The organism is Paraniabella ginsengisoli, assembly GCF_022513635.1.
Classification (GTDB): Bacteria; Bacteroidota; Bacteroidia; order Chitinophagales; family Chitinophagaceae; genus Niabella; species Niabella ginsengisoli.
The window spans coordinates 417,259-442,229 of sequence record NZ_JAKWBL010000003.1; the positions used below are offsets into that span (position 1 = coordinate 417,259).

32 protein-coding genes and 4 pseudogenes are annotated in these 24,971 nt (G+C 38.9%); 20 read left to right on the plus strand and 16 right to left on the minus strand.

What is annotated here, in order from left to right; all coding sequences use genetic code 11:
• Positions 1-18 precede the first annotated feature (18 nt).
• From nuoK to MKP09_RS16850, 15 genes and pseudogenes are all read left to right on the plus strand, one after another.
• Positions 19-342 (plus strand): NADH-quinone oxidoreductase subunit NuoK, encoded by a 324-nt coding sequence (gene nuoK / locus MKP09_RS16780; protein WP_240831399.1) that lies wholly within the window; start codon positions 19-21, stop codon positions 340-342.
• A 65-nt stretch (positions 343-407) separates the two neighbouring features.
• Positions 408-884, plus strand: coding sequence for a hypothetical protein (locus MKP09_RS16785; RefSeq protein WP_240831402.1), 477 nt, complete (start codon positions 408-410; stop codon positions 882-884).
• Positions 823-2,303: pseudogene (gene nuoL, locus MKP09_RS16790) on the plus strand (NADH-quinone oxidoreductase subunit L). Before MKP09_RS16785 ends, nuoL begins: the two are co-directional and overlap by 62 nt.
• Before the next feature lie 240 nt (positions 2,304-2,543).
• Positions 2,544-3,683, plus strand: coding sequence for a complex I subunit 4 family protein (locus MKP09_RS16795; protein ID WP_240831521.1), 1,140 nt, complete (start codon positions 2,544-2,546; stop codon positions 3,681-3,683).
• Positions 3,684-3,685: 2 nt separating this feature from the next.
• The gene (locus MKP09_RS16800; protein ID WP_240831405.1) at positions 3,686-3,898 is read left to right on the plus strand and encodes a hypothetical protein; all 213 of its coding nucleotides are present in this window, start codon (positions 3,686-3,688) and stop codon (positions 3,896-3,898) included.
• Positions 3,899-3,908: 10 nt separating this feature from the next.
• Positions 3,909-4,277: a hypothetical protein gene (locus MKP09_RS16805; protein WP_240831415.1), complete on the plus strand. Its 369-nt coding sequence runs from the start codon at positions 3,909-3,911 to the stop codon at positions 4,275-4,277.
• Between the two features lie 29 nt (positions 4,278-4,306).
• Entirely contained in the window at positions 4,307-5,284 is a 978-nt protein-coding gene (locus MKP09_RS16810) for an NADH-quinone oxidoreductase subunit N (protein ID WP_240831522.1), read from the plus strand.
• 135 nt (positions 5,285-5,419) lie between these two features.
• Complete coding sequence (locus tag MKP09_RS16815) at positions 5,420-6,004, plus strand: ATPase (protein ID WP_240831434.1); 585 nt, start codon at positions 5,420-5,422, stop codon at positions 6,002-6,004.
• The gene (locus MKP09_RS16820) at positions 5,991-6,167 is read left to right on the plus strand and encodes a hypothetical protein (RefSeq protein ID WP_240831437.1); all 177 of its coding nucleotides are present in this window, start codon (positions 5,991-5,993) and stop codon (positions 6,165-6,167) included. Before MKP09_RS16815 ends, MKP09_RS16820 begins: the two co-directional genes overlap by 14 nt.
• A gap of 12 nt (positions 6,168-6,179) precedes the next feature.
• Entirely contained in the window at positions 6,180-7,061 is an 882-nt protein-coding gene (locus MKP09_RS16825) for a restriction endonuclease (protein ID WP_240831445.1), read from the plus strand.
• Between the two features lie 242 nt (positions 7,062-7,303).
• Complete coding sequence (locus MKP09_RS26460; protein WP_317235376.1) at positions 7,304-7,720, plus strand: ABC transporter permease; 417 nt, start codon at positions 7,304-7,306, stop codon at positions 7,718-7,720.
• Positions 7,618-8,580 (plus strand): ABC transporter permease, encoded by a 963-nt coding sequence (locus MKP09_RS27505; protein ID WP_317235393.1) that lies wholly within the window; start codon positions 7,618-7,620, stop codon positions 8,578-8,580. Before MKP09_RS26460 ends, MKP09_RS27505 begins: the two co-directional genes overlap by 103 nt.
• Positions 8,581-8,809: 229 nt before the next feature.
• Positions 8,810-9,676, plus strand: a complete 867-nt coding sequence (locus MKP09_RS16840) for an acetyl-CoA carboxylase carboxyltransferase subunit beta (RefSeq protein WP_240831448.1) — start codon at positions 8,810-8,812, stop codon at positions 9,674-9,676.
• Positions 9,677-9,842: 166 nt separating this feature from the next.
• Positions 9,843-10,292, plus strand: coding sequence for an SsrA-binding protein SmpB (gene smpB / locus MKP09_RS16845; protein ID WP_240831460.1), 450 nt, complete (start codon positions 9,843-9,845; stop codon positions 10,290-10,292).
• 53 nt (positions 10,293-10,345) lie between these two features.
• Positions 10,346-11,080 carry a DUF481 domain-containing protein gene (locus tag MKP09_RS16850; RefSeq protein ID WP_240831483.1) on the plus strand — a complete coding sequence of 245 codons (735 nt, stop codon included), beginning with the start codon at positions 10,346-10,348 and terminating at the stop codon, positions 11,078-11,080.
• A 6-nt stretch (positions 11,081-11,086) separates the two neighbouring features.
• On the opposite strand, the gene MKP09_RS16855 is transcribed toward MKP09_RS16850, so the two are convergent.
• The 8 genes and pseudogenes from MKP09_RS16855 to MKP09_RS26480 all read right to left on the minus strand — a co-directional run bounded on the left by MKP09_RS16855 (position 11,087) and on the right by MKP09_RS26480 (position 18,274).
• Positions 11,087-11,734 carry an MgtC/SapB family protein gene (locus tag MKP09_RS16855; RefSeq protein ID WP_240831484.1) on the minus strand — a complete coding sequence of 216 codons (648 nt, stop codon included), beginning with the start codon at positions 11,732-11,734 and terminating at the stop codon, positions 11,087-11,089.
• A 106-nt stretch (positions 11,735-11,840) separates the two neighbouring features.
• Positions 11,841-14,357, minus strand: coding sequence for a DNA gyrase/topoisomerase IV subunit A (locus tag MKP09_RS16860; protein ID WP_240831485.1), 2,517 nt, complete (start codon positions 14,355-14,357; stop codon positions 11,841-11,843).
• 370 nt (positions 14,358-14,727) lie between these two features.
• Positions 14,728-15,090, minus strand: a complete 363-nt coding sequence (locus MKP09_RS16865) for a DUF4260 domain-containing protein (protein WP_240831486.1) — start codon at positions 15,088-15,090, stop codon at positions 14,728-14,730.
• Positions 15,091-15,149: 59 nt separating this feature from the next.
• A complete protein-coding gene (locus tag MKP09_RS16870) occupies positions 15,150-16,004 on the minus strand; it encodes a DUF1835 domain-containing protein (protein WP_240831487.1) in 855 nt (284 codons plus the stop codon).
• A 127-nt stretch (positions 16,005-16,131) separates the two neighbouring features.
• Entirely contained in the window at positions 16,132-16,860 is a 729-nt protein-coding gene (locus MKP09_RS16875) for a TylF/MycF/NovP-related O-methyltransferase (protein ID WP_240831488.1), read from the minus strand.
• 68 nt (positions 16,861-16,928) lie between these two features.
• A complete protein-coding gene (locus MKP09_RS28290) occupies positions 16,929-17,207 on the minus strand; it encodes a hypothetical protein (protein ID WP_262915486.1) in 279 nt (92 codons plus the stop codon).
• Positions 17,208-17,303: 96 nt separating this feature from the next.
• Positions 17,304-17,990, minus strand: a pseudogene (locus tag MKP09_RS28295) (toprim domain-containing protein); the annotation flags it as partial.
• Positions 17,991-18,145: 155 nt separating this feature from the next.
• Positions 18,146-18,274, minus strand: coding sequence for a hypothetical protein (locus MKP09_RS26480; RefSeq protein WP_262915448.1), 129 nt, complete (start codon positions 18,272-18,274; stop codon positions 18,146-18,148).
• A 417-nt stretch (positions 18,275-18,691) separates the two neighbouring features.
• Between MKP09_RS26480 and MKP09_RS16885 the strand changes: the two genes are divergently transcribed.
• From MKP09_RS16885 to MKP09_RS16900, 4 genes and pseudogenes are all read left to right on the plus strand, one after another.
• Entirely contained in the window at positions 18,692-18,961 is a 270-nt protein-coding gene (locus MKP09_RS16885) for a DUF4230 domain-containing protein (RefSeq protein ID WP_240831489.1), read from the plus strand.
• A 395-nt stretch (positions 18,962-19,356) separates the two neighbouring features.
• Positions 19,357-20,031, plus strand: coding sequence for a Gfo/Idh/MocA family protein (locus tag MKP09_RS16890; RefSeq protein ID WP_240831490.1), 675 nt, complete (start codon positions 19,357-19,359; stop codon positions 20,029-20,031).
• Positions 20,031-20,207 (plus strand): annotated as a pseudogene (locus MKP09_RS16895) (hypothetical protein); the annotation flags it as partial. The gene MKP09_RS16890 and the pseudogene MKP09_RS16895, both read left to right, overlap by 1 nt.
• A gap of 93 nt (positions 20,208-20,300) precedes the next feature.
• The gene (locus tag MKP09_RS16900) at positions 20,301-20,474 is read left to right on the plus strand and encodes a hypothetical protein (protein ID WP_240831491.1); all 174 of its coding nucleotides are present in this window, start codon (positions 20,301-20,303) and stop codon (positions 20,472-20,474) included.
• Positions 20,475-21,016: 542 nt separating this feature from the next.
• Here MKP09_RS16900 and MKP09_RS16905 read toward each other — a convergent pair.
• Both MKP09_RS16905 and MKP09_RS16910 read right to left on the minus strand, forming a co-directional pair.
• Positions 21,017-21,157, minus strand: a complete 141-nt coding sequence (locus MKP09_RS16905) for a sodium/proton-translocating pyrophosphatase (RefSeq protein ID WP_317235394.1) — start codon at positions 21,155-21,157, stop codon at positions 21,017-21,019.
• A gap of 87 nt (positions 21,158-21,244) precedes the next feature.
• Positions 21,245-21,934, minus strand: a pseudogene (locus tag MKP09_RS16910) (sodium/proton-translocating pyrophosphatase).
• On the opposite strand from MKP09_RS16910, the gene MKP09_RS16915 reads away from it, so the two are divergent.
• Complete coding sequence (locus tag MKP09_RS16915; RefSeq protein ID WP_240831492.1) at positions 21,852-22,112, plus strand: hypothetical protein; 261 nt, start codon at positions 21,852-21,854, stop codon at positions 22,110-22,112. The pseudogene MKP09_RS16910 and the gene MKP09_RS16915 sit on opposite strands and share 83 nt — an antisense overlap.
• 78 nt (positions 22,113-22,190) lie before the next feature.
• Here MKP09_RS16915 and MKP09_RS16920 read toward each other — a convergent pair whose 3' ends face one another.
• The 6 genes from MKP09_RS16920 to MKP09_RS26485 form a co-directional block, all read right to left on the minus strand.
• Positions 22,191-22,442, minus strand: a complete 252-nt coding sequence (locus MKP09_RS16920) for a sodium/proton-translocating pyrophosphatase (RefSeq protein ID WP_240831525.1) — start codon at positions 22,440-22,442, stop codon at positions 22,191-22,193.
• On the minus strand, positions 22,414-22,479 hold the full coding sequence (locus MKP09_RS28300; RefSeq protein WP_240831526.1) for a sodium/proton-translocating pyrophosphatase: 66 nt from the start codon (positions 22,477-22,479) through the stop codon (positions 22,414-22,416). The genes MKP09_RS16920 and MKP09_RS28300 overlap by 29 nt, the downstream gene beginning before the upstream one ends.
• A 182-nt stretch (positions 22,480-22,661) precedes the next feature.
• Positions 22,662-22,988 carry a sodium/proton-translocating pyrophosphatase gene (locus MKP09_RS16930; RefSeq protein ID WP_240831493.1) on the minus strand — a complete coding sequence of 109 codons (327 nt, stop codon included), beginning with the start codon at positions 22,986-22,988 and terminating at the stop codon, positions 22,662-22,664.
• A gap of 123 nt (positions 22,989-23,111) precedes the next feature.
• Positions 23,112-23,756 carry a saccharopine dehydrogenase C-terminal domain-containing protein gene (locus MKP09_RS16935; RefSeq protein ID WP_240831527.1) on the minus strand — a complete coding sequence of 215 codons (645 nt, stop codon included), beginning with the start codon at positions 23,754-23,756 and terminating at the stop codon, positions 23,112-23,114.
• Positions 23,725-24,057 carry a saccharopine dehydrogenase C-terminal domain-containing protein gene (locus MKP09_RS16940; protein ID WP_262915450.1) on the minus strand — a complete coding sequence of 111 codons (333 nt, stop codon included), beginning with the start codon at positions 24,055-24,057 and terminating at the stop codon, positions 23,725-23,727. Before MKP09_RS16940 ends, MKP09_RS16935 begins: the two co-directional genes overlap by 32 nt.
• A gap of 2 nt (positions 24,058-24,059) precedes the next feature.
• On the minus strand, positions 24,060-24,215 hold the full coding sequence (locus MKP09_RS26485) for a saccharopine dehydrogenase C-terminal domain-containing protein (RefSeq protein ID WP_262915451.1): 156 nt from the start codon (positions 24,213-24,215) through the stop codon (positions 24,060-24,062).
• Between the last annotated feature and the right edge of the window lie 756 nt (positions 24,216-24,971).

Here is a 24,971-nt window from a genome sequence, read left to right on the forward strand (position 1 = left end):
GGTTGGGGAGGCCGCATTATGCCTATAAATTATTATATCGTTTTGGCTTTATCACTATTCAGTATTGGTATAGTGGGTGTACTTACCCGCCGTAATGCCATTATTGTATTTATGTGTATAGAATTGATGTTGAACTCGGTAAACCTTTTGCTGGTGGCGTTTTCTAAAATGCAGGCAGCACAAGATGCCGTGCAGGTGGCCGCAGCTGATGGGCAGTTGTTTGTATTTTTTATAATGGTAGTAGCCGCGGCTGAAGTGAGTGTAGGGCTTGCCATTATTGTAATGATGTATCGTAATATTCACTCGGTGGATATTAATTTTTTAAACAGGTTGAAACATTAATGAAATATATTTCCTTCTCCCCTCTCCTTTGGAGAGGGTTGGGGGTGAGGTCATAAATTATTTGAATGAAAATTGAACTGATCTTAATACCATTATTACCACTTATTGGCTTTTTGCTAAATGGGTTATTAAGAAACTATTTGTCTAAAGGAGTTACAGGAATTATTGGAAGCGGAACCATATTGGGTTCGTTTATACTAAGCGTAATAGCGTTTATGCAAGTGCGCGCGGGCAACATCGCTGTTGTTGAATATTTCGATTTCATTAATGTAGGCTCGTTAAACATTCCTTTTGCCTTTCAGGTGGATGAGTTGACTTCGATATTTTTATTAATCATTACAGGTGTTGGATTTTTAATTCATGTATATTCTACTTCGTATATGCACGATGAAAAACCATATCATTTTGCCCGGTATTTTGCTTATCTCAATCTGTTCGTCTTTTCGATGCTGCTGCTGGTAGGGCGCCAACTTTGTGATCATGTTTATTGGTTGGGAAGGCGTTGGCTTGTGTTCTTATTTGCTCATAGGTTTTTGGTTTAAGAAAGAAGATTATACCAAAGCGGCATCAAAGGCTTTTATCATGAATCGCATTGGCGATTTGGCTTTTCTAATCGCCTTGTTTATGCTGATTAATAAACTTGGCACCGTAACTTTTAGCGAAATATTTACTACAGAAGCGTTAGCAAAACTTTCCAGCTTCGATATCACAATTATCACCACTTTATTATTTGTTGGCGCCACAGGCAAAAGCGCACAAATACCTTTATATACTTGGTTACCCGATGCGATGGCTGGCCCAACGCCTGTGTCTGCTTTGATCCACGCCGCAACAATGGTTACCGCCGGTATTTATATGATTGCCCGTAGCAACCTGATGTATTCCATGGCACCAGGCACTTTAAATTGCATTGCCATCATTGGTATTGCAACGGCTCTGTTAGCTGCAAGCATTGCCCTAAAACAAAATGATATTAAAAAGTATTGGCCTACTCTACCGTAAGCCAGTTGGGTTATATGTTTTTAGCATTGGGAACAGGTGCTTATGTAGCCGCAGTTTTTCATGTAATGACGCATGCTTTCTTTAAAGCATTATTGTTCTTAGGAAGCGGTAGTGTTATTCACGCCATGGGCGGCGAGCAGGATATGCGCAAAATGGGCGGCTTGTCCAAATACATGAAAATAACCAACATTACTTTTCTATTAGGATGTTTAGCTATCGCAGGTATTCCAGGCTTTTCGGGCTTCTTCTCAAAAGATGAAATACTGGCTGGAGCATTTGCCACATCGCCGGTGCTTTATGCATTAGGATTATTTGGTGCCTTGCTTACGGCTTTTTATATGTTCCGTTTGTATGCTACAACATTTAAAGGAAGTTTCCGTGGCTCGCACGAACAGGAACATCATTTGCATGAAAGTCCTGCTGCTATTACAATACCATTGATCATACTTGCTATACTTTCTGTAATCGCCGGTTATATTGGTGTTCCTGAATTTATTATGCATGGTGCGCATTCGTTGAAAGATTTCCTTCATCCGATTTTCGAACAATCTTATGCGATCTTACCAAAGCATGAAGTATCGCATAGCACAGAGTGGATATTAACGGGCGTTTCTTCTTTATTAATTATTACAATGGTGATTTTGGCCTGGACGAGGTACAGCAAGAAACCTGATATGGAAGAAGCGAAAGGCTTTGGTAAATTGTTACAGGAAAAATGGTATGTTGATGAAATTTACAACAGCATCATTGTAAAACCATTGAATGCTTTAGGAGTTTTCTTCAATAATATTTTTGAAACGAAAATAGTAGATGGAATTGTAAATGGTGTGGGACGCTTGGTGAATTATGGCGGACGCCAGTTACGTTGGTTGCAAAGCGGACAAACAGGTGCATATATTTTAATGATGGTATTAGGTGCATTGGTTGTATTTGCATTGCAGTTCTTTTTGAGAAAATAAGGCCCATCCCCAACCCTTCCCAAAGGGAAGGGGTTAGAACTTACAGAAATAAATGATTTTTAAAATTTAAAACCCATTTCCAAAAGTCCCCTTTGGGGGATTAGGGGCTGTATTATTTATGATCATATTGTTGTTAATATTAATTCCATTACTTAGCGGCATTCTTACTTTTTCATAAAGAAAGAAGCTGGTGCAAGAACCTGGTCATTACTGGCAGCCATCGCTACTTTTATTGTTGCTATACTCGCTTTTACCTGCTACAGCAATAATGCAGAAGCCTTGAGCTACAACGCAAGCTGGATGGGCATTTTAAATAGCAGCTTTGCTATTAAGGCCGATGGCATGGGCGCTATGCTTTGTATGTTGACGGCAGTATCTTTTCCATTGATATTTATTTCAACATGGACTACGGCTTATAAAAATGCTAAGAACTTTTTAGGTTTAATGCTATTAACCCAGGCCGGATTGATGGGCGTGTTTTTGGCAATGGACGCCTTACTGTTTTATTTCTTTTGGGAACTGGCTTTGATTCCTGTTTACTTTATCTGTTCGCAGTGGGGTAACGAAAGACGCATTAAAGTAACTTTCAAATTCTTCATTTACACTTTTGTTGGTTCGCTTTTAATGCTGATTGGTATTTTGTACATCTATTCAAAAACCAATTCTTTTGCAATTGAAGCTTTTTATAATTCAGCGCTAGATTCAAAACAGCAAATGTGGGTATTCTGGCTATTCTTTGTGGCTTTTGCTATTAAGATGCCTATATTTCCTTTGCATACCTGGCAACCTGATGCTTACGAGCAATCACCCACTGCTGCTACAATGGTATTAAGTGGTGTTATGGTAAAAATGGGTGTGCTGGGTTTATTGCGTTGGCTATTGCCTGTCTTGCCTATTGCTTCATACAGTTGGGGCGACACTGTATCTACAATGGCTGTAATCGGAATTATTTACGCTTCGCTGATTGCTTTTCAGCAAGATGACATGAAGCGTTTGGTAGCCTACTCTTCTATCGCGCATATCGGGCTGATGTGTATTGCTGTATTTGCAGAAACAAGAAGCAGCATACAGGGAACGATGTTACAAATGTTTTCTCACGGTATCAACATATTAGGCATGTGGATCATCGTAGAAATTATTGAAAGAAAATTTGGTACAAGAAAGATGAGCGAATTAGGAGGTATCGCGAAAAAAGCGCCGGCACTTACCATATTCTTTTTCGTGATCGCTTTCGCAAATATTGCATTACCGCTGACCAACGCATTTGTTGGCGAGTTCCTGATGTTTAATGGCATTTTAAGTTCTCCAATAACACATTATGGCATTGCATTTACAGTAGCGCCGGAACGGGTGTTATCCTTGGTGCAGTTTACACATTAAAAATGGCACGTAAAGTTTTCTTAGGCGAAACAAACAGTTTGACAGAACAAGGAACTGATATCGCTTTTCATGAGAAAGCAATATTGGGTATCATCGTAGTTACTATCATTGTGGCTGGTGTTTATCCGCAACATTTATTACATTCTTTCGAAGATATAACGAATTCAATTTTACATAAATCAGATGTGCTTCCTTTATTAAAACTGAAGCATTAAGCAATAAAGTATGAACGCATTAGTACTCTCTGCAATTTTTGGCGTTGTTATGATGTTTAGTGGCGTAGTGTTTAAAAGAAACGCGCCCATTAAAACTACAGGCATTATCGCAATGATTTTGCTGTTAATTGTTAATTGCATGGAAATGAAAAACATTAAACTTTTTAAGTTTGATGTTTCCGCTTTTATGGTTTTTGATGGCTACGCACTTTTCTTTAATTCCATCGCCATTTTTGCTACGCTGATTTACTTAATACTTACTTCAAATGAGATAGAAAAAGTAGGCCGCAACCTTGCCGACTATTTTGCATTGATCTTTTTCATTATAGCGGGTATTACTTTAACTACCAGTTTTAAATCATTATTGATACTTTTTTAGGAATCGAGATCATTTCTATTCCGCTTTACATCCTTACAGGTTCTGATAAAAAGAACCTGAAAAGTAATGAAGCCGCGCTGAAGTATTTTTTAATGGGATCATTTTCTACAGGCATTATGTTAATGGGCATTGCGCTCATCTACGGATCGCAGGGAACTTTTACTATTGATAAGATGAACTTTGCTTTGGAAACTAAACTGCCTAACCTTCATATTGCAGGTATGCTATTATTGCTGTTTGCGATGAGCTTTAAAGCATCTGTAGCTCCCTTCCACTTTTGGACACCAGATGTGTATGACGGAGCGCCAACCGTATTTACTTCCTTCATGGCTACCATTGTTAAAGCTGCCGTGTTTGTAGGTTTTGTTCGTTTATTTGGTGGTGCTTTTGGAAAACTGCAAGAAACCTGGTCGATATGGGTGGCGGTAATGATAGCTGCTACGCTGTTTGTCGGCAATATCACCGCAGTGTTTCAGCAAAGTGTTAAACGCATGCTTTCCTACTCAAGTATTGCGCAGGCAGGCTTTCTTCTTTTTGCGGTGTATGCAATGAACGATGCAGGCCGCGAAGGTTTGCTCATTTATTCAGCCGCTTACTGTTTGGCAACTATCGGCATTTTTGCAGTACTTAGCAAAATGACTGATTACAGCTTTGAAGGATTTAACGGATTAGCTAAGCATCAACCCGTGTTAGCATTTACCACAACAATCTGTCTTTTATCTTTAGCTGGCATTCCTCTAACTGCAGGCTTTCTAGGCAAATTCTATATGCTAAAAGCGGCCATTGCTACAGGCCACCATTTATGGCTGGTAATTTTTGCGGTGATAATGGCAGCCGTAAGTGTTTACTATTATTTCCGCGTTATACAAGCCATGTACTTTAAAGACGGACCCATGCAATCGGTTAAAGCCACAAGCTTTGAGAAATATACGCTAATGATTGTTTGCGCACTGATTGTTTTATTGGGCGTGTTCCCAAATATCTTTTTGAATTGGTTGTATTTTTGACCTGGATTTTTGGATTAATTAGATTTGCGGGATTGGGTAAGTGATGTGGTTGCATAAATTTTTCTTTATGTAGATGTTACAGACCCATTTTTATAGCGTGAAATCCCAACCCAATTAATCTGTAAATTTGCGATTATGAGGGACAAAAAGCTTTACATAATCGCAGGTTGTAATGGAGCTGGAAAAACTACTGCTTCATTTACTATTTTGCCCGAAATTTTGGATTGTAAAGAGTTTGTCAATGCAGACGAGATTGCGAAGGGCTTATCCCCATTTCAACCTGAAAAGGTTTCATTTGAAGCCGGGCGAATAATGCTAAAAAGGATTAATGAACTTTTGAGTAACAATGAAAGTTTTGCGTTTGAAACAACTTTAGCAACCAAAAGTTATAAAACTAAAATTCTTGAAGCAAGACAAAATGGTTACACGATAACATTACTGTTCTTTTGGCTTCAAAGTGTAGCATTAGCGAAAGAAAGAGTAAAAATAAGAGTTTGGGAAGGTGGACATAATATTCCGGATGACATCATTGAAAGACGATATTTTAAAGGGATAAAAAACCTGTTCGACCTTTATTTACCAATTATTGACGGTGCTTTTTTGTTCGACAATTCAAACGGGAAACATGAATTAATTGCCCAAAAAACTGTTGACAACCAACTAACAATTATTGATGAATTGAAGTTTAACCAACTAAATAAATATTATGACCACAGTTGAAAAACAAATAGAACTTCGTGATAAAATACTTTTGGGACTTGAAAAAGTTTATGAAAAACTATTAGAATTTAAGAAATCAAAAAATAGCGAACTCGTCGTTTTGCGCGACAACAAAATTGTAAGAATCAAACCCGAACAATTAAGTACATTGCCCAATAGCTAAGTTTTCGGGCTCATGAGAAAAGAAATGGATAAATATTTCAAATATAAATACGACGATTTATTCAATCCGATAATAAAAGCCCTTAAAGATTTGGGTGATTCTGGCTCTGTTACAGAAATTGAAGATGAAGTAATCAAAGTATTAAATTTAACAGAAGACGCAATTAACGAAATTCATAGAGAAAGTACTACAAAGCTCACATACAGACTTGCTTGGGCAAGAAATTATTTAAAACGATACGGGCTTTTGGAAAACTCATCAAGAGGTGTTTGGGCTTTAACTGAAGAAGGTCAAAAAATATCAGAAGTAAAAAAAGAGGAAGTAAAAAGATTTGTAGTAAAAAAAGATAAAGAAGAAAGACTTGAAAGGGTTGTAAAGTCAACTGATATAGAGAATACGAAAATTGAAGACAAGCCACAAGAAATTGAAGAATTTACTTGGCAAGACAAACTGTTAGAAAAAATCAGAACCATTGAACCTGCTCAATTTGAAAGACTTTGTCAAAGACTTTTAAGAGAACTTGGGTTTGTAAATGTTGAAGTAACTGGAAAATCAAATGATGGAGGAATTGACGGAAAAGGGATTATACGAATAGGAGAAGTCTTATCTTTTCACGTTGTTTTTCAAGCTAAAAGATATCAAGGAACTGTATCGCCTTCTATCATTCGAGATTTTAGAGGCGCGATGGATGGAAGAGCAGAGAAAGGTTTAATAATGACAACTGGAAGTTTTAGTAGAGAAGCTAAAAAAGAAGCTCAACGTGACGGTGCTAAACAAATTGACTTAATAGACGGTAATGAGTTTGCTGAAAAACTAAAAGATTTACGTTTGGGAGTAAATGTGGAACTTGTTGAAGAAGTAAAAATTAAATCCGACTGGTTCAAAAACTTATAATGCTCATGTTTCAGATGATAACACATCAAAAGTAAGGCCTTAAAAGAAAGAATATAATCCTGTTAATCCCTTAATCCAAAAAATCTAGATTCGCCAACTCGCGATGAATTTATAGGCTGCCATAAGCACTACAAATAAACTGTGCGACGCAACACTGACGCCACCTATTCCTCTGCTGGCTCAATAAAAATTTGCGTATCTTATTTTATGCCTTTAGCTTTATGCTTTAGGTTTTAATTAGCATGAAATTCAGCGACACCTTTCTTCTTGCTTTTCGTACCGTAAAAGGCAACACTTTGCGTACGGCGCTAACAGTGGCTATTATTGCTTTTGGCATCATGGCGCTGATTGGCATTATCACTGCTATTAAAGCGATGAACCAGAAGTTTACAGAAAGCTTTTCCAGCATGGGCGCTAATGCTTTTACTATCCGGTTTAAGGAAAGAAACATCCGCTTTGGCGGCGGCGGCGATGAACTTAAAGTTTCTAAAAAAGGAAAAAAGAAAAGAAATCTAACCTGGGCAGGTTTATTACTAAAGACGAAGCCGAATATTTTATCAGCAATTATAATTTTCCCGGGGCAGTTACCGGTGTTTCTGTTTTTGGCAACCGCAGCAATACGGTTTCTTTTGCAGATAAAAAGACAAGCCCCAATGTGATGATGTTTGGCGGCGACGAAAAATACCTTGACCTGAACGGCTATACCATTTTAAGCGGGAGAAATTTAACCTTACAAGAAGTTAGAAGTGGACAAAATGTTTGCATACTGGGTTATGATGTGGCAAAGAAATTTTTTGATGAGGCCCCCAATAAGGCTGTTGGCAAAAGTATCCGCATCAACAACCTTCCTTATCTTGTGTTAGGCGTTTTGGATAGCCGGGGTTCTACTTTTGGTTTTAGCCGGGATAATATGGCCATTATTGGTTACCGAAATATGGCTAAAAATTTTGCAGGAAGCAATGCATCTTATGTGTTGGCCATAAAAGTTGATGACATTAATAAAATGAATGAGGCAATGGGTGAAGCCGAAGCATTATTTAGAGGGGTTAGAAAAATCGGGATTAAGGAAGAAAGCAATTTTGTGCTGGACAAAAGCGACAGCAGAGTAGAAGAGGCAATGAACGTTACCAGTAGGTTACGATTAGCTGCTATGGTTATTGGTTTGGTAACTTTATTTGGAGCTGCAATAGGTCTGATGAATATCATGCTGGTAAGCGTGGCAGAACGTACTAAAGAAGTGGGACTTATTAAAGCCATCGGCGGGAAAAGCACGGTAGTAAAAAAACAGTTTTTGTTGGAAGCTGTTATTATCAGCGTTTTGGGTGCCATATTCGGAATTATATTGGGTGTGCTTGTTGGCAACAGTTTTGCCATCGTTTTGGGGACAGGGTTTGTAGTTCCCTGGAATTGGGTTTTATATGGAATTTTAATATGCAGCGCCGTTGGGTTGCTGGCAGGATTATACCCCGCCGTTAAAGCAGGAAAACTGAATCCGATAGAAGCGCTGAGGTATGAGTAGTTGTAGGAAAGTTGGTAGTTGACAGATGACGGTTGACAGATGACAGAATATTCGACGTTTGCCATATTTAAATTGGGATTTTCTAACATACCAATTGCCAAAATAATCGCTTTTAAATAGATGTAAATAATTTCGCTTTTCAACACTATCATCTATCATCTGCCATCTGTCAACTTTCCCTAAACAATCCTTATATTTGTACCTTATCTAAAAAAATATTTATCTACTTATGGCTGAGGAGATAGAAGATTTTGACGCCGATTTGGCCGGGGAACAAGGGAAAGATCAGAAAACAGGTTGGTTCCGCAGGATCAAAAAAGGCATATTAACAAAGACATCGGAAAAGAAAGAAACGCAGGAAGGACTTTGGACCAAATGTCCGGAGTGCAACTATATATCCACTTTTGCAGAGTTGAAAGAGCAGCTTTATGTATGCCCTAAATGTGAGTATCACCACCGGCTGAACAGTTTTCAATATTACGAGGTTCTTTTTGATAATAACGAATACGAAGAGTTATTTACTAATATTAAAAGTAAAGACCTGCTTGGCTTTACAGATCTTAAACCTTATAAAAAAAGGTTGGAAGACATTTGGTCTAATACTAGTTTGAATGATTCCGTTAGAGTGGCTGTTGGCAAAGTAGATGGTGAGAAGATCGTGATCGCCGCTATGGATTTTGAGTTTATCGGCGGCTCTTTAGGAAGTGTGATGGGAGAGAAATTTGCACGGGCGGTAGACTATTGCATCAAGCATAAGCTACCCTATATGATGATCAATAAAAGTGGCGGTGCACGTATGATGGAAAGCGCATTTTCGTTAATGCAAATGGCTAAAACCAGCGGCAAACTGTCTCAATTAAGCGACGCTAAGTTGCCTTATATATCATTGCTTACCGATCCAACTTTTGGCGGTGTTTCCGCCTCATTCGCTATGCTGGGCGATTTGAATATTGCTGAACCCGGCGCTCTTATTGGCTTTGCCGGTCCTCGCGTTATCAAAGAAACCATTAAAAAGATCTTCCTGACGGTTTTCAGCGAAGCGAATTTTTGCTGGAGCATGGCTTTCTTGATTTCATCGTTAACAGAAAAGATCTGAAAGAACGAATCGGCACAGTAATCAGGTTATTCAGAAATTAATTATTGTCCCGGCTGTAGTGCAGATGGCGTCGGTATTGCGTCGCACTCTTGTGCTGTTGAATATATCCGGACAAAACCAGCGTCAGCATTTTTACCTTTTAATATTTTACATTTATAATTAATCATTGGCTTCTCCCACCATCTCCATAAAAAATCGTTCCGCCTTTCATGAGTATTTTATAGATGATACTTATGTGGCTGGTATGGTATTGTTGGGTACCGAAGTAAAGTCGCTGCGTGAAGGCCGCGGCAGTTTCAATGATAGCTATTGCATCATACATAAAGGAGAGCTTTGGTTGAAAAGCCTTCATATTTCTCCTTATTCTCACGGAACGGTCAATAACCATGACCCGGACAGGGATAGAAAACTATTACTTCAAAAAAGAGAAATCAGAAAGATCCAGGCAAAATTGAAGGAAAAGGGCTACACATTGGTGCCTCTTAAAATCTTCATGAACGACCGAAATTTTATCAAAATAGAAATAGGCCTCGGCAAAGGAAAAAAACTTTACGACAAACGTGAAAGCATCAAACAAAAAGATGTAGAACGCGAAATGAAACGCTTTCTTAAGTAACACCGTTGCGCATAACTTCAACTTCCTTTGTCTGGCAATACTGACAGCATAAAATGAAGTTTTTAATAACAATTATTCTTACAGGACTTTTATTTCCGGCAGCGCTTCAGGCGCAGTTTACAGACAGTACAACAAAATTTTTGAAATTAGCATCCGGAGGTTCTATCAATAAAACAAAAGACGGTGCAAACTATCTTTTCAATAATAATGTACAATACAGTATTAAAAAGAAGCGAACTCAATTAAACTCTACCGGTACCTGGATCTACGGCATGTCGCCGGACAGGCTTACCAATAACGACTTTACTCTTTCAAGCAACGTAAACCTGTACAGGCATTTTCCAGAATTTTATTATTGGGGAATATTAAATTACACAACCAGCTACTCGCTGAACATTAAACATCAGGGTCAGGCAGGCATTGGTGTTGCGTATAATTTTTTGAATAAACCAGATTTATGGTTGAATGTAAGCAACGGATTTATTGGTGAATTAAGCAGGATTATACAAGGCGATACAACCACCATCAACTACCAAACAATAAGAAACTCTTTGCGCGTACAGTTTATGTTTAAGCTTGGGGATCGCTTCACTTTCAAAACCGGAAACCTTTTTCAACCTTCCTTAGAATATATCAGTGATCATACCATATCCAGTGATTCGGAATTTACATACCAGCTATGGAAAGGACTTAATTTAAATACAAGGTTGATATATAATAAGAACAGCCGAACGGAAAAAGAAAACCTGATTCTTACATATGGTGTAGGTTATCAAAGATATTTTTAGATTGACTTATAATTCAAACTCTATAATTTCCTCTTTCCCAATGAGGTAATCTTCCAACTGCAACAGTTTTTTGGTTCTGATCGTTACATCCAGAAATATATACACTTTTTCGTCCTTCACTTTAAACTTACGCTCTTCAAACTTACTGGCAAAGCGGCCAATACCCTGAATTATCTCATCCCTGTGAGATGCAAGGTCTTTATCAATGCAGATCATTAACAGCCTGCTTAATTTAGCACTCGGAAAGATCTTATTGAACCAACTCCCAAAATAGGTCATCAATAAAGCCAGACACAAAAATGTTATAGCCAACCACACTTCTCCAAAACCAACCGCCATACCAACAGCAGCAGCAACCCATATAACGCTGGCAGTTGTAAGCCCCGAAACAGTAATGCCATCCTTAAAAATAACACCTGCACCCAAAAAGCCAATACCACTTACAATATACGAAGCAATACGGGCCGCATCGGTATATTCATTACCAATTTTTATTGATAAAATCGAGAACAGGCAGGAGCCAATACAAATTAGTGTGATCGTCTTCAGACCTGCAGCCTTGTCCTTCAACTCTCTTTCAAGCCCCAAAACGATACCTGCTCCAAGTGATATCAAAGCTTTATATAAATCCGTTATTTCCCAATATTCAAACATCGTATAAAGATATTTTATTTGAATGATAGTTCATGGTTGATGGTTCATGTTCGATAGACCATTAGCCATCGATACTGTCAACTGTCATCTCTCATCTGTCAAATTCTTAAAATAATTCCTGCTGTGGCGACTCGCTATCTTTTGTTTCAACCCATTCCATTACAACGCTTTTGGTAAAATCAGTAAGCTTCGCCCCTACTGCTTTCCAGCCCATTACATCGGTTACTTTGGCCAGTTTAAACTTCGCACTATGCACTTGGTCCCCACGCCCACTTTGCACCTGCAATACAGGCTCAGCCGACGTTGTAACACATTCCAAATAATTACCATCGCCCTCTTTAATAAACAAAAATTTATTCCGAAGTGTGGTTGTTTCTATTTTAAAACGTTTTACATTGAATTGCAGTTGCTTCATATCTGCATAAACCGCAGTAACGATTCTTTCAGAATCGTAACGTTCTATCAATAATACTTTTTCTGGATCGAATTTCTGCGTCATTTCCTGATCAGTTATTTCGTAATGCCCGTCGCTGTAAATTACCAGCAACTGGTCGGCCGGCTCAAACATGCCTAAATAACCGCCTTTCTCATCTGTGTTTAAACGTCCGAACTTATCATCAAACCAAAGCTTTTTACCGCTTAAAGTGGCGCGGCCTGCTTCTTTAAACTTCACCGATTTAATGGCATATTTAGAAACCTGATTCCCCATGCTGCTGCGGCCTTTAATAGCCAACTCTTCAAAATAAAAGTCCAGCTCCTTAATACGCGCCGAACTATTAGGACTCAAAATAATTTTCACAACTTCCGCCTCACCGTTTGGATTTACTGTAAAATAATGAACCTTACTTTTTTCATCTCCCTTTGTAAGATCATATACTTTGTCTCTGGTAATACCTGTAACATTAAATCTTTTGGCATAACTAACGCCCGTCTTACCATCTGCATATATCATATTGTAAGTAGTTCGTTCATCACCTTTTAGAAACACCGCAACATGAATAATATCTTTACCCACAAAAGTTTTATCTGAGATTTTAATCACCTTCATAATGCCACGCTTGGTAAACACAATAATATCATCCAGGTCAGAACATTCAAACAGCAATTCATCTTTCTTCAAACCCGTACCAATAAAGCCTCCCGAGCGATCAGCGTACAATTTAGTATTAGCAATCGTTACATGCTTCGCCTCAATAATCTCAAATTGTTTAATCTCTGTTTTACGTTCGCGGCCTTTGCCAAATTTCTTCAACAGGTTTTCAAAATAAGTAATCGCATATTCTACCAGGTGCGCCAAATCGTGTTTAACACCTTTGATTTCACTTTCCAATCCTTTGATCTGTTCATTCAGTTCATCAATGTCCAAACGGTAGATACGGCGAACAGGCTTTTCAGTTAATTTTAAAATATCCTCACGAGTTACATCTCGTTTTAATTTCTTTTTAAAGGGATCAAAAGCCTTGTCAATTGCGGCTATTACTTTATCCCATGTATCATGCTTCTTTTCAAGTTCTTTATATATCTTTTCTTCAAAAAATATTTTCTCTAAAGATGTGTAATGCCATTTTTCGTTAAGCTCGGCCAGTTTTATTTCCAGCTCTTTTTGTAGCAAGTCTTTAGTATTATCAACCGATATTTTTAGTAAATCCTGAACTGTCAAAAACCTCGGCTTCTGCTCTACAATAACACAAGCATTAGGCGATATCGAAATCTCACAATTTGTGAACTTGTACAAAGCATCAATGGTAATGTCAGAAGATATTCCTGCGGCAAGGTCAACTTGTATTTCAACATTTGCCGCCGTGTTATCTGTAACTTTTTTGATCTTTATCTTTCCCTGATCGTTGGCTTTTACTATCGACTCGATCATTTGGTCGGTAGTAACGCCATAAGGCACGCTTTTAATTAGCAGCGTTTTCTTATCGGCTTCTTCAATGTGGGCACGCACTTTTACTTTACCGCCACGTTTACCCTGATTATAATCGGCTACATCAATCATTCCACCCGTTTGAAAATCGGGGAACAACTCAAACTTTTTACCTTTTAAATATTTGATAGACGCATCAATCAACTCACAAAAATTGTGTGGTAATATTTTGGTAGAAAGCCCTACCGCAATACCTTCCGCACCGTGTGCTAACAATAGCGGGAACTTCATTGGAAGTGTAACCGGCTCATTATTACGGCCATCGTAACTTAATGCCCACTCGGTAGTTTTAGCGTTGAAAGCCACTTCCAGCGCGAACTTGCTCAAACGCGCTTCAATATACCTTGATGCTGCAGCATCATCGCCTGTTTCCACATTTCCCCAGTTACCCTGCGTGTCGATCAGCAAATCTTTTTGACCCATATTCACCAGCGCATCCCTTATGCTCATATCACCATGCGGATGGTATGACATTGTCTGTCCCACAATATTAGCAACCTTATGCAAACGCCCGTCATCCATTTGCTTCATCGCATGCAGAATGCGGCGCTGCACGGGTTTCAGCCCATCTTCAATAGCCGGTACCGCACGCTCCAATATTACATAAGATGCATAATCCAGAAACCAGGTTTTAAACTGGCCTTGCAAACCACTTCCATCACTATGTTCAATATTATCTACAATTTCTTCTTTCATTTGTCTGAACCTTGATTTATAAGATTTATTTGATTATGATGATTAATCAATTTTTATGCTACGTGAAGCGTCCTCGCTTCACATTTATATGCTGTCGCCTCTTGGCGACTATTTCCTTTTATATTTATTATTGTGGAATCATCAGTCAACATAACTCAACGATTTTGCGTCGCACTCTTGTACTGTTGTACATTACTCATCCTACATATTCTTCGCAACCAGAAGCTTCGCATCCGGCCATTAACATTCAGCCCCTTCGGGGCTGCGCCCAAGTCTTATTCGTCTTTCTTTACAACCACATTAAACTATCTTTAACTTTTCAAGCTATCGCTTATTATTGCTATTTGCCTACCAGTTACTCGCCATTAACCTACTTGCCTTTCCCCTTGCCAATCTCTCCCAAATGCGTAAAGCCAAAACCTTTTTCATACTTTAATCCATACCCAGCTATCCTGTCAAATGACGCGTGACCGAATAATACAACGCCGATTTGCTGGGCCAGTCCATTGCTCAAATAAATGCCAGTCAAAAAAATAATGATCGCAATTCCCTTATGATGAAAAAAGTTATACAAAAATGCACCAACTTTGTTATTAATCAGGTAGCCGAGCATGCTTATGTCTGGCCCTAACAATAACAACAAATACCAGAACCATGGCGCATCGCTATTCCATAAAAGAAAGATGCTTAATAAAAGCATCGCCAATTCCTCTAATTTTAATAATAGCTTCATTTATATAGTTGCCTTTTCAAGACCTCCGAGGTTTTAAAAACCTCGGAAGTCTTGCCACATTATTGTTCCGTTTGCACTTCAGCAGTATTTGCTCCTGACTGCTTCAAAGCACCAGCCAGTTTTATATCAAAAGATTTCCAGTCTTTATTAATGTCTCCTTCTGTGATGACTTCGCCTTTCTGTATTAAGATTTTTATACGCCACATTAAAAACACATCGCCGGTTTTAACCTTCATGCGGTTTAACGTGTTTTGTAATACCCGCGATGCTTTCTGCCATTCACCGGTTATATTTTTTAGAATTTCTGCATCATAAAAATCGTTACCCTTACTAACGATTTTTTTGCCACCTTCTAATATCCTTACCATCGCATTTTCCTGAGTCAGCTTGTTCCATTCATCCGGGTCAACTTCGTACTCGCTCAACGTAATAGGTCTTGCTAATTTTTTTGCTTTCAAAAATTCTGATGGTTGAATTTCGCTCAACCATGAAGGATAAAATATTTGTCCTTTTTCATTGATGAACGGAAGATTGTTCATGTATAACACATGCACCCTTCCCTGAAATTCGCGCAGTTGTGGCATTAGCCAATAATATCCGCACACATCATGCTGATTTTGCCCCATCCATATCCACGCTTCTTCTTCTTTATTTTCCTGAAGTGCTTTAATCAGATTGTGAACCGTCAGTTTATCATCAACCAAATCAGACTGCTCTTTGTAAGGCGAATTTTCCAGCAACTGATTCCACCAATCCCTGCGCTGTTGGTAGCCTTCTGTTTCGTAAATGCCGGCAACAGGCCCTACTGCATAATCATCTTTAATTTGTATAACGCTACCGGCAAGGCTTTCATCCAGCTCCTGCACTTTTTGCATTAATTCAATTTCTGCTTCGTTAAAAACAATATGTATCATCCTTAAATTTCTAATCTTAAATTTTAAATTTCTAATATTTGCCGAGAATTAATAGGCTCAGTTATATTCATCAGTTGAAGTGAGTGACACAAGACCGACGCCATTTGTTCGTCAGTTGGTCACCAAATTAATCCTTTCTGATTTTTACCGCCAGAAACAAATAATTATTAGCAGCCGCAATCACTTCATAGTTTATATAAAAACTATCCGCAAATATTTGAAATGCACGGAATTCATGCGTTGGCACGGCAAACTCGTCGAACATAATAATATCACCATCGTTCAAAAATCTGTACAGCTGAGATAAAGCAAATATGGTTGCAGAAAATAAATCCGCATCCATGTGAATCAGTTTTCGGTTTTCGCTTTTGTACTGATCCAGAAAAGGGATCAAAGTGTCCTGAAACAATCCTTTGTAAAATGTGGCGCGTGGGTCGGTAACCCCTATCGATTCAAGTGATGCGGCCATTTCCCCTTTACCAAATGGGCCAAATGCCTCGGGTAAGCCTTCAAATGTGTCGAACCCAAAAAAATTGGAAGCTTCGTGCTGTTGATGTTGCAGCCACCAACGAAAGGAAGAGCCGGAAGAAACACCAAATTCTATGTAATCGATCGGAACCTGTGCCAGGCCTTGTTTTTCTAATACGCTTTTATATAAATTGATCCGCCTGCTGTAATCCCAGCTTTGCTGATACCAGTCGTTGTAGCCAGTAACTGCATTGTCATTGCGCCACTTGCTTAGCTTGCTCATGTAAGCTAAATTCAACAAACCTCCTTCCAACGAACCTGCAATATGGTGCAGGTTCCATTTCATAAAAAGCGATTTTGACTTTCGTATCAGGTCTAATTTATTCAAAGAAAATTGATTTATTTTTTATTTAACAGATGGTTCGGCAAGCTCACCATGACAAGCATACTTGTCAACTATGCCACAGCTTGTTCAGCAACCTCCTGCGATTCAGCAGCTGCAATATCTTCTTCCTTATCAATTTCAACAACCAGATTATTGATAATAAATTCCTGCCGCTCCATTGTGTTTTTACCCATGTAATATTCCAACAATTGCTGAATATGATCGCCGTGTTCCAATCGCATCAATTGCTTGCGCATGTCGGCTCCAATAAACTGGGCAAACTCATCGGGACTAATTTCTCCCAAACCTTTAAAGCGCGTTACTTCCGGCTTGCCCGATAATTTTTTCATAGCCGTCTTTTTTTCTGTTTCGCTGTAGCAATAAATTGTTTCTTTTTTATCGCGCACGCGGAACAAAGGCGTATCTAACACATACACTTTTTCCTGCTTTACCAAATCCGGGAAAAATTGCAAAAAGAAGGTCATAATGAGCAGGCGAATGTGCATCCCATCCACATCGGCATCGGTTGCAATTACAATATTATTGAAACGCAAACCATCCATTCCTTCTTCAATATTTAGTGCATGTTGCAATAAATTAAACTCTTCATTTTCATACACAACTTTTTTGGTAAGACCGAAACAGTTTAAAGGTTTACCACGCAAGCTAAATACAGCCTGCGTTTCAACGTTTCTTGCTTTGGTGATAGAACCGCTGGCACTGTCTCCTTCCGTTATAAAAATGGTTGTTTCCGCTTGCTTTGCAATGATCTCTTCTTTATTCTTTGCAGGAGGTTCTTCGTTTAAATGATAACGGCAATCGCGCAATTTTTTATTGTGAAGATTGGCTTTTTTAGCACGCTCGTTGGCCAGCTTTTTTATACCTGCAAGATCTTTTCTTTCACGCTCGCTTTGTTCAATACGCTTCTTCAACGCATCAGCAATTGTTGGATTTTTATGCAGGTAATTATCTAATTCGCGGGAAATAAAATCACCCACGAACTGTCGCATACTTGGGCCATTGATGTCTACATTTTGTGAACCCAATTTTGTTTTGGTCTGACTTTCAAAAACAGGTTCCACCACGCGAACACTAATCGCGGCTACAATTCCTGTTCTTATATCTGAGGTATCATAATCTTTTTTATAAAACTCACGAACGGTTTTTACAAAAGCTTAGGCCAGTCTGCACCACACCGTCATTACTGTAACCTTTAAAATCTTTTTGGGGCCAAATCGGAGGAGAAATGCGCCCCCAGTGGTTTGTTCGGCCACCAAGCATTCGTGCTCTAAACCATTCCCATTCCGTTCAGGAAGCGCGTAGGGCTCACCTTCGATTCCCATCCACCATAGCAGGCATCAAAATCTCCGGAATAGCCTGTATTTGCGTGGCGCGCGTCCGCGACGGGCGAATCCATGGATTTTTTAACTGGAAAATTTCTTTTTGAGGATCATTACATGGGACCAGCTTCAACATACATACACTCAATCCTGCATTAGCAAGTACGTAGCAGCCATTCCGCTCCAGCTCCAGATCCTACTATCACTACGTCGTACTTTTGGTTGCTTTTTTAATTTGTAAATCGGCCATTTAGCAAAGTTATTTTTTTCGAGAATTAAAGATACAATGATACAACGATGAAATAAAAATGCAAAATCTATTTTAAAATTTTGGCAAAATGATCATAATCATTAAACTTTGGGGAACAATCAGGAGTTAATGTGCAAGCAGGTCTTCGTTATTTTTTGTGTTCTTATTGATTATTATCATTGCTTTGTTTGCTTATTTTCTTGGAAAGAAGGAGAGTGCCTCGAAAACAGTCGACAATGTAGTAATGAACGATGTTTTGATCAAGCAGATCGCTGAACTTTCGGCTTTGGAAGTTCAGGGCAATGCGAGTATTAAAAGCAGTAATATAAAAGACGATGGTAGTGTCTCTGACAATTTTAAGAAATTGTTTATGGAAAGAACCTTTAATATTTCAGTACCTTACGTTGCAAAATATGGTATCAATCTGAATAATCAGAAAATAAATATTGAAGAAAAGAATAAGCAAGTATATATCGTTTTACCCAACCCAAGCTGCTTAGCTATGAACTTTTGAATAGATCAAGTGCCGCATCCCGCAAAGGTTTTTTTTTTTTTTTTTTTTGAAACAAGCGACGAGGAAGCTTACAATAAACTGATGCAGAAGCTGTATACGCAATCTAAAAGCTCAACTTGAAGCCAACACGGGTTATCAACAACAATCGAAAGAGAAAATAAGAAAAATAATACAGGATTATTACGCTCCTCTAAATTTTAATGTGGAAGTTACATTTGTAAGTGACCTTAAAAGCAGGGTAGTGGATGAACAACGACAATAACAACTAATAGTGGTATTTTTAAAATCGAATTTTATTTATTTATCAACTTTACACGCAGTATGAAAAAAATCTTTTCAATTCTCGTAGAAATTTTATCAGGAATGCAGCCGTAGTTGGAGCCGGTGTAACCATTGTGCCAAGAAGTGTGCTTGGAAGGCGTGGCTTTGTGGCACCCAGCGATAAATTGAACATAGCCGGTATTGGCGCAGGCGGCAAAGGGGAAAGCGATATAGCCGAAATGGCAAAAAGCCCCCATGTAAATATTGTAGCCTTGTGTGATGTAGACGACAGGCAGGTTGTTAATTCTCGTAAGAAGTTTCCCAAAGCAAATTATTACAAGGACTTCAGAGAAATGCTACAAAAAGAAAAAAACAATATTGATGCATGTACCATTAGTACGCCTGATCATACTCATGCTGTAGCCACTTTTAGCTGCCATGCAATTAGGGAAACATGTGTACACGCAAAACCTTTAACGCATGATATTTATGAGGCGCGTATTTTGGCACAAGCTGCTAAAAAATATAAAGTAGTTACTCAAATGGGTAACCAGGGCGCTTCTGGAGATGGAGTTAGACAATCAAAAGAAATTTGCGAAGCAGGTATAATTGGAGATGTTTATGAAGTGCACGCCTGGACTAATCGCCCGATATGGCCACAGGGTGTTCCAAAGCCTACAGGCAACCATCCTATACCGAAAGAACTTGACTGGAATCTTTGGCAAGGCACTGCGAAAGCCGATGATTACAACCGGCTTATGTACCCTTTAACTGGCGCGGTTTCTGGGCTTATGGAACAGGTGCATTAGGCGATATGGCTTGTCATATTATGGATCCGATATATCGTATTCTACCGATTTTATATCCCGAATCTGCAGAGTGTAGTATCGCCAATCAGTGGACAGGTATGAACCAACTTGCCAATAATAATTTTAGTTGTCCAACTTCTCTTCATCATTCACCTGGTATATCCAAGATTAGATAAAAAAGGAAAAATAAACGATATCCTGGTATGATGGAGGTTTATTGCCTCAAAGGCCAGAAGAGTTATTAGCAGACGAAGAACTGGGCAACTGGGATGGCGGTTGCTTATTTGTTGGAACAAAAAGGCAAATTGTTGATGGATTGTTATGGTGCTAAGCCACGGTTGTTACCAACAAAGGTGATGAAGGAAACAACAATGCCTAAGGCAACTTTAAAGCGCGTACCCGAAGGGCATTATTTGCAGGTGGGTAAACGCCTGTATAGTTGAAGTTATGGAAAAGGTGAAACCAGCTCTCCGTTTGAATATGCGGGTCCGTTCACTGCAGCCTTTTAATGTGGGTAATCTGGCCATTAGAAAAGTGCGATGTATATGGATCCAACTGTCCGGATGGGGTAAAGATCCATTTACTGGTCGTAAAAAAATTACTGTGGGATGCCGAGAATATGAAGGTTACCAACTTTGATGTTGCCCCAACCAATTTGTGAAGAGAGAATACAGGGATGGTTGGGGCATTTTAACGTTGTAATCTATCGTTTTTATAAATACTTATTTAATCTCCCGTTGCAAAGCGGGAGATTTTTTTTATTGTAAAAATAAAGGCTGTCCATAATTGACAGCCTTTAACAATATTATGATTACCTGAAATAGTTACTGTTTTAAATAATAAGCTTTTTTTGATCATCACCAGTAGTTTGTACCACGTTTTTAACAACAGGTTTTTGGGCCTACAGTTACTTCGGATGCTTCTGGAGCGGCTAATTGAGCTAAAGTAGGCGCGATAACTAAAGAAACGATCGACATTAGTTTGATCAGGATATTATCGACGGGCCTGATGTATCTTTTAATGGATCACCAACTGTGTCACCTGTAACTGATGCTTTATATGGTTCAGAGTTTGTAATACATGACGCCATTAATTTCGACACCTTTTTCGAAAGATTTTTTCGCATTATCCCACGCACCGCAGGGCATTATTTTGAAACATTCCCAATAATACACCACTAACAGTGGCACCAGCCAGGAAGCCTCCAAGCGCTTCAGCGCCGAGGCTCAAAAGAAACCCCATTACCAAAGGGAGAAATAATAGCTATAGTCCTGGAACGATCATCTTTTAATAGATGCTTCGGTAGATATTTCAACATTACTTTATCATATTCGGGTTTTCCGGTACCTTCCATAATTCCGGGAATAGTTCGGAATTGCCGCTTCACTTCTTCCACCATCGCCATTGCGGCTTCACCTACAGCACGAATGGCCAAAGCTGAAAACAGGAACGGAATCATAGCGCCAACAAATAAGCAGGCCAGTACATTAGCTTTGTAAATATCAATTCCATCAATACCCGCAACACCAACAAAGGCAGCAAATAAAGCAAGTGTAGTTAACGCTGCCGAAGCGATGGCGAAGCTTTTTCCAGCAGCCGTAGTGTTTCCAACTGCATCCAGTACGTCTGTTTTTTCACGTACGTCTTTTTGGCAGTTCGCTCATTTCTGCAATACCGCCAGCGTTATCTGCTATTGGTCCAAAAAGCGTCAATCGCTAATTGCATAGCTGTTGTAGCTTATCATCGTTGCGCCGCAATGGCAACGCCATATAAAACCGGCACAGGCAAACGAGCCCCAAATACCACCAGCCAAAACAAGAATGGGTAAGAAAGTTGACTCCATACCGAGAGCCAAACCTCCAATTACATTAGTTGCGTGGCCGGTTGAAGATTTTTTAATGATCCTGTTTACAGGGCGCTTGGCTCATCGCAGTGTAGTATTCAGTGATGATGCTATTAGCGCACCAACCAGTAAACCTACGCCAATCGCGCCTAATACACCATATTTTGTAAAGACAAAACCTTCGCAGTTCCATTTTGATCCGGTAATAGCCAAAGTACAAGACCTATACAGATGCTAAAAGCCTGTAAGTATCATTGATCCCCAATTGCCCATGTTCAAAGCCTTCTGAACGGTTTGAGTTGTAATACTTGCAGTCTCACTTGATCCTAACGAACAATGTACCAATTATAGAAAGTAATATTCCAACACCAGCAATCAGCATGGGTAATATAATAGAGAGAACCCTTCTAAGGCATCGTTTGCGCTTTAATATATTGATCTGTTGCCCTAATACAATTGTTGCGAGAACAGTAGCGACATAAGAACCGAATAAATCAGCACCCATTCCTGCTACATCTCCTACATTGTCGCCCACATTATCAGCAATAGTTGCAGGGGTTGCGAGGATCATCTTCCGGTATACCGGCTTCAACTTTTCCTACCAAATCAGCGCTCTACATCAGCAGCCTTGGTATAAATAATTCCACCAACACGAGCAATAATGCAATTGATTCTGCTCCGAGAGAAAACCCAGTCAATACCTCAATGGTCTGGATCATTTCTGCAGAGTTTAAAGATGCACCCGAGCGAAATAATGTTTGGAATATGATGTACAGCCCGCCCAGGCCTAAACTGCCATGCCCGCAACACCAACGCCCATAACAGCACCACCGCCAAATGAAACATTTAATGCTTTTTTTAAGCTGCTTCGTGCTGCGTGCGCTGTACGCACATTTGCTAAGGTGGCAGAACGCATTCCTATATAACCGGCCAGTGCACTTAGAACTGCACCTATCACAAACGCTACAGAAATAAGCCAATGTGAATGTGGATTTGTTTGTGCTAATACCGCCAGCAATATACCAACTACTATTACGAAATATGCCAATATTTTCCATTCTGCTTTTAGAAAAGCCATAGCACCTACACTAATATAGTTGCTGATCTCTTTCATTCTCGGTGTACCGGCATCTTGCTTCGAAACCCACTTAAATTTAAAAATACGTGTACAGTAAGCCAATGATGGCCATCACGGGAACCAGATAAATGATGTGTTGCATATAATTATAAATCCTGTCTATTTTGGCAAGGTTGCAAATATAAGTGAAGCAATTAAATTGTTATGGTTTATTTCGATGTAACAAAAAGAAGGCTTTCGTTTAATTAATTTTAGCTTAAACCTGGCATGTTTATATTTCTTCGAACTGAATTCTGTTTTTTTTAATTTCGTTAAAACCGGGTCATATACCTCCTTTATTATGGGTATATGAAGGCCTGTAATGTTTATTTTGTTTTTGATTATCAATTCGGTAGCAATGGCTAATGGGAATCCTACTGTTTTGGCCATGGCTGTATTTTGATCTTCATCACCTTTCACAATCATACAGCTTTTTATTGATTTTTTTGTATTATTCAATTTATAGTCAATTTCGTGCAGCATTACGATCATGTCTTTATCATGCTTATTCAACTTCAGCTTTGTTTCCAAAAGATGTTGAAGAATTGTTGCCGAAGACGAGGATACGGACTTGGGAATTATTATTTCATCGTCAATGCCTAAGTATGAAAACAGCTGTTTAATGAGTTCCTGGTCAGCTGGCTCAACACTTTGGGCAAGAAAACCTGAAAAACTGTTCACTTGTGCGAAACGCTTTAAAGAATAGATAAGCCAATCTACAGACCGCATATTCTCAAAATCTGGCAATATTGAAACGTCTGTCAATCCTGCTTTGGCAATATTGTACCATCCTTTTGCAAAAATCAGGATGCCTGAGTGTTGTTCTGATAAATGTATCTGCTTCTTCAAGTCCATACAATGTTGCGTAAGCAGAAGAATCACGATTGGGATAAAAGGCATATTGGCCTAAACCAGGAACCAACACTTCGTCGCAATTTTTAAATATGTCGGGGTAAACAATGTTTTTAAAATTCCCATTCTGCTTAAAAGAGGCACCTGTTTTTCCTGCATTTACAACATTGGCGGGGTTCCATGTTATTTTTATAATGCCAGGGATTATCATCATTTTCAGGTGCTATTAAACCTCCACCAATGAGACTTAAAACTGGTGATCGCTCCACCTTCTGCATGAATATTATCGATCAGCAGCATGGCACTCATATGATCTATTCCCGGATCGAGCCCCATTTCGCATAAAAAAAAGCCCGTTTTGCTTAATATCATTATCAAGTGCTTTTACTTTTTCATCGAGGTAAGAGGCCGTCAGTAAATTTTTTCTTACAAGCCACACAATCATACGCTACTAAATGATGCAGATTTGGTGGCAACATAGAAATTATAATGTCAGCACTTTGTATTGCTTGTTTTCTTTCCTCATTATTATTGATATTAAAGGAAAGAGCTCTTGCATTGGGGTGGTTTTTTATTTTGATCGAGCTAATTGTATATCTGCATCTACTACCGTTACTAACCAATCATTTTTTGCTGATTGGGAGATAAGATGGCTTATTAAAACTGTGGCTGATCTTCCTGCACCGAAAATAAGAATATGATGTGTGAGTAGGTCAATAGTCAATGGTTAATGGTGAATTGTATTTTTCATGATTTAGCGGCGACTATTTTGTTGATGTATAATCGGGACACGATAAACCGAGCGTGGCAACGAAGCTGATAGTAGCACCATAGCTGGTCCACAAAAAAAAAAGCTACCATTAAGGTAGTTTAATTATTTGAAAAGCAAGTATGCTACTTCTTTTTTTGGATTTCGATTTCGGATTTTTTTGCGAGCCGATTTGTTTTTTCATCAGCTAATTGAACGGCTTTGTAAGCATTCACAATACCTCCATACACTGATATGTCCGACATCATGGCCTCACTGTCTTCACCAGGAACAGCAACTTTGCGGTTGGCTTGCTTACACTATTTTCGATAATTTCTTTAACCTGTACTGCAGTGAAATGACAATAGCTCATTACAAGC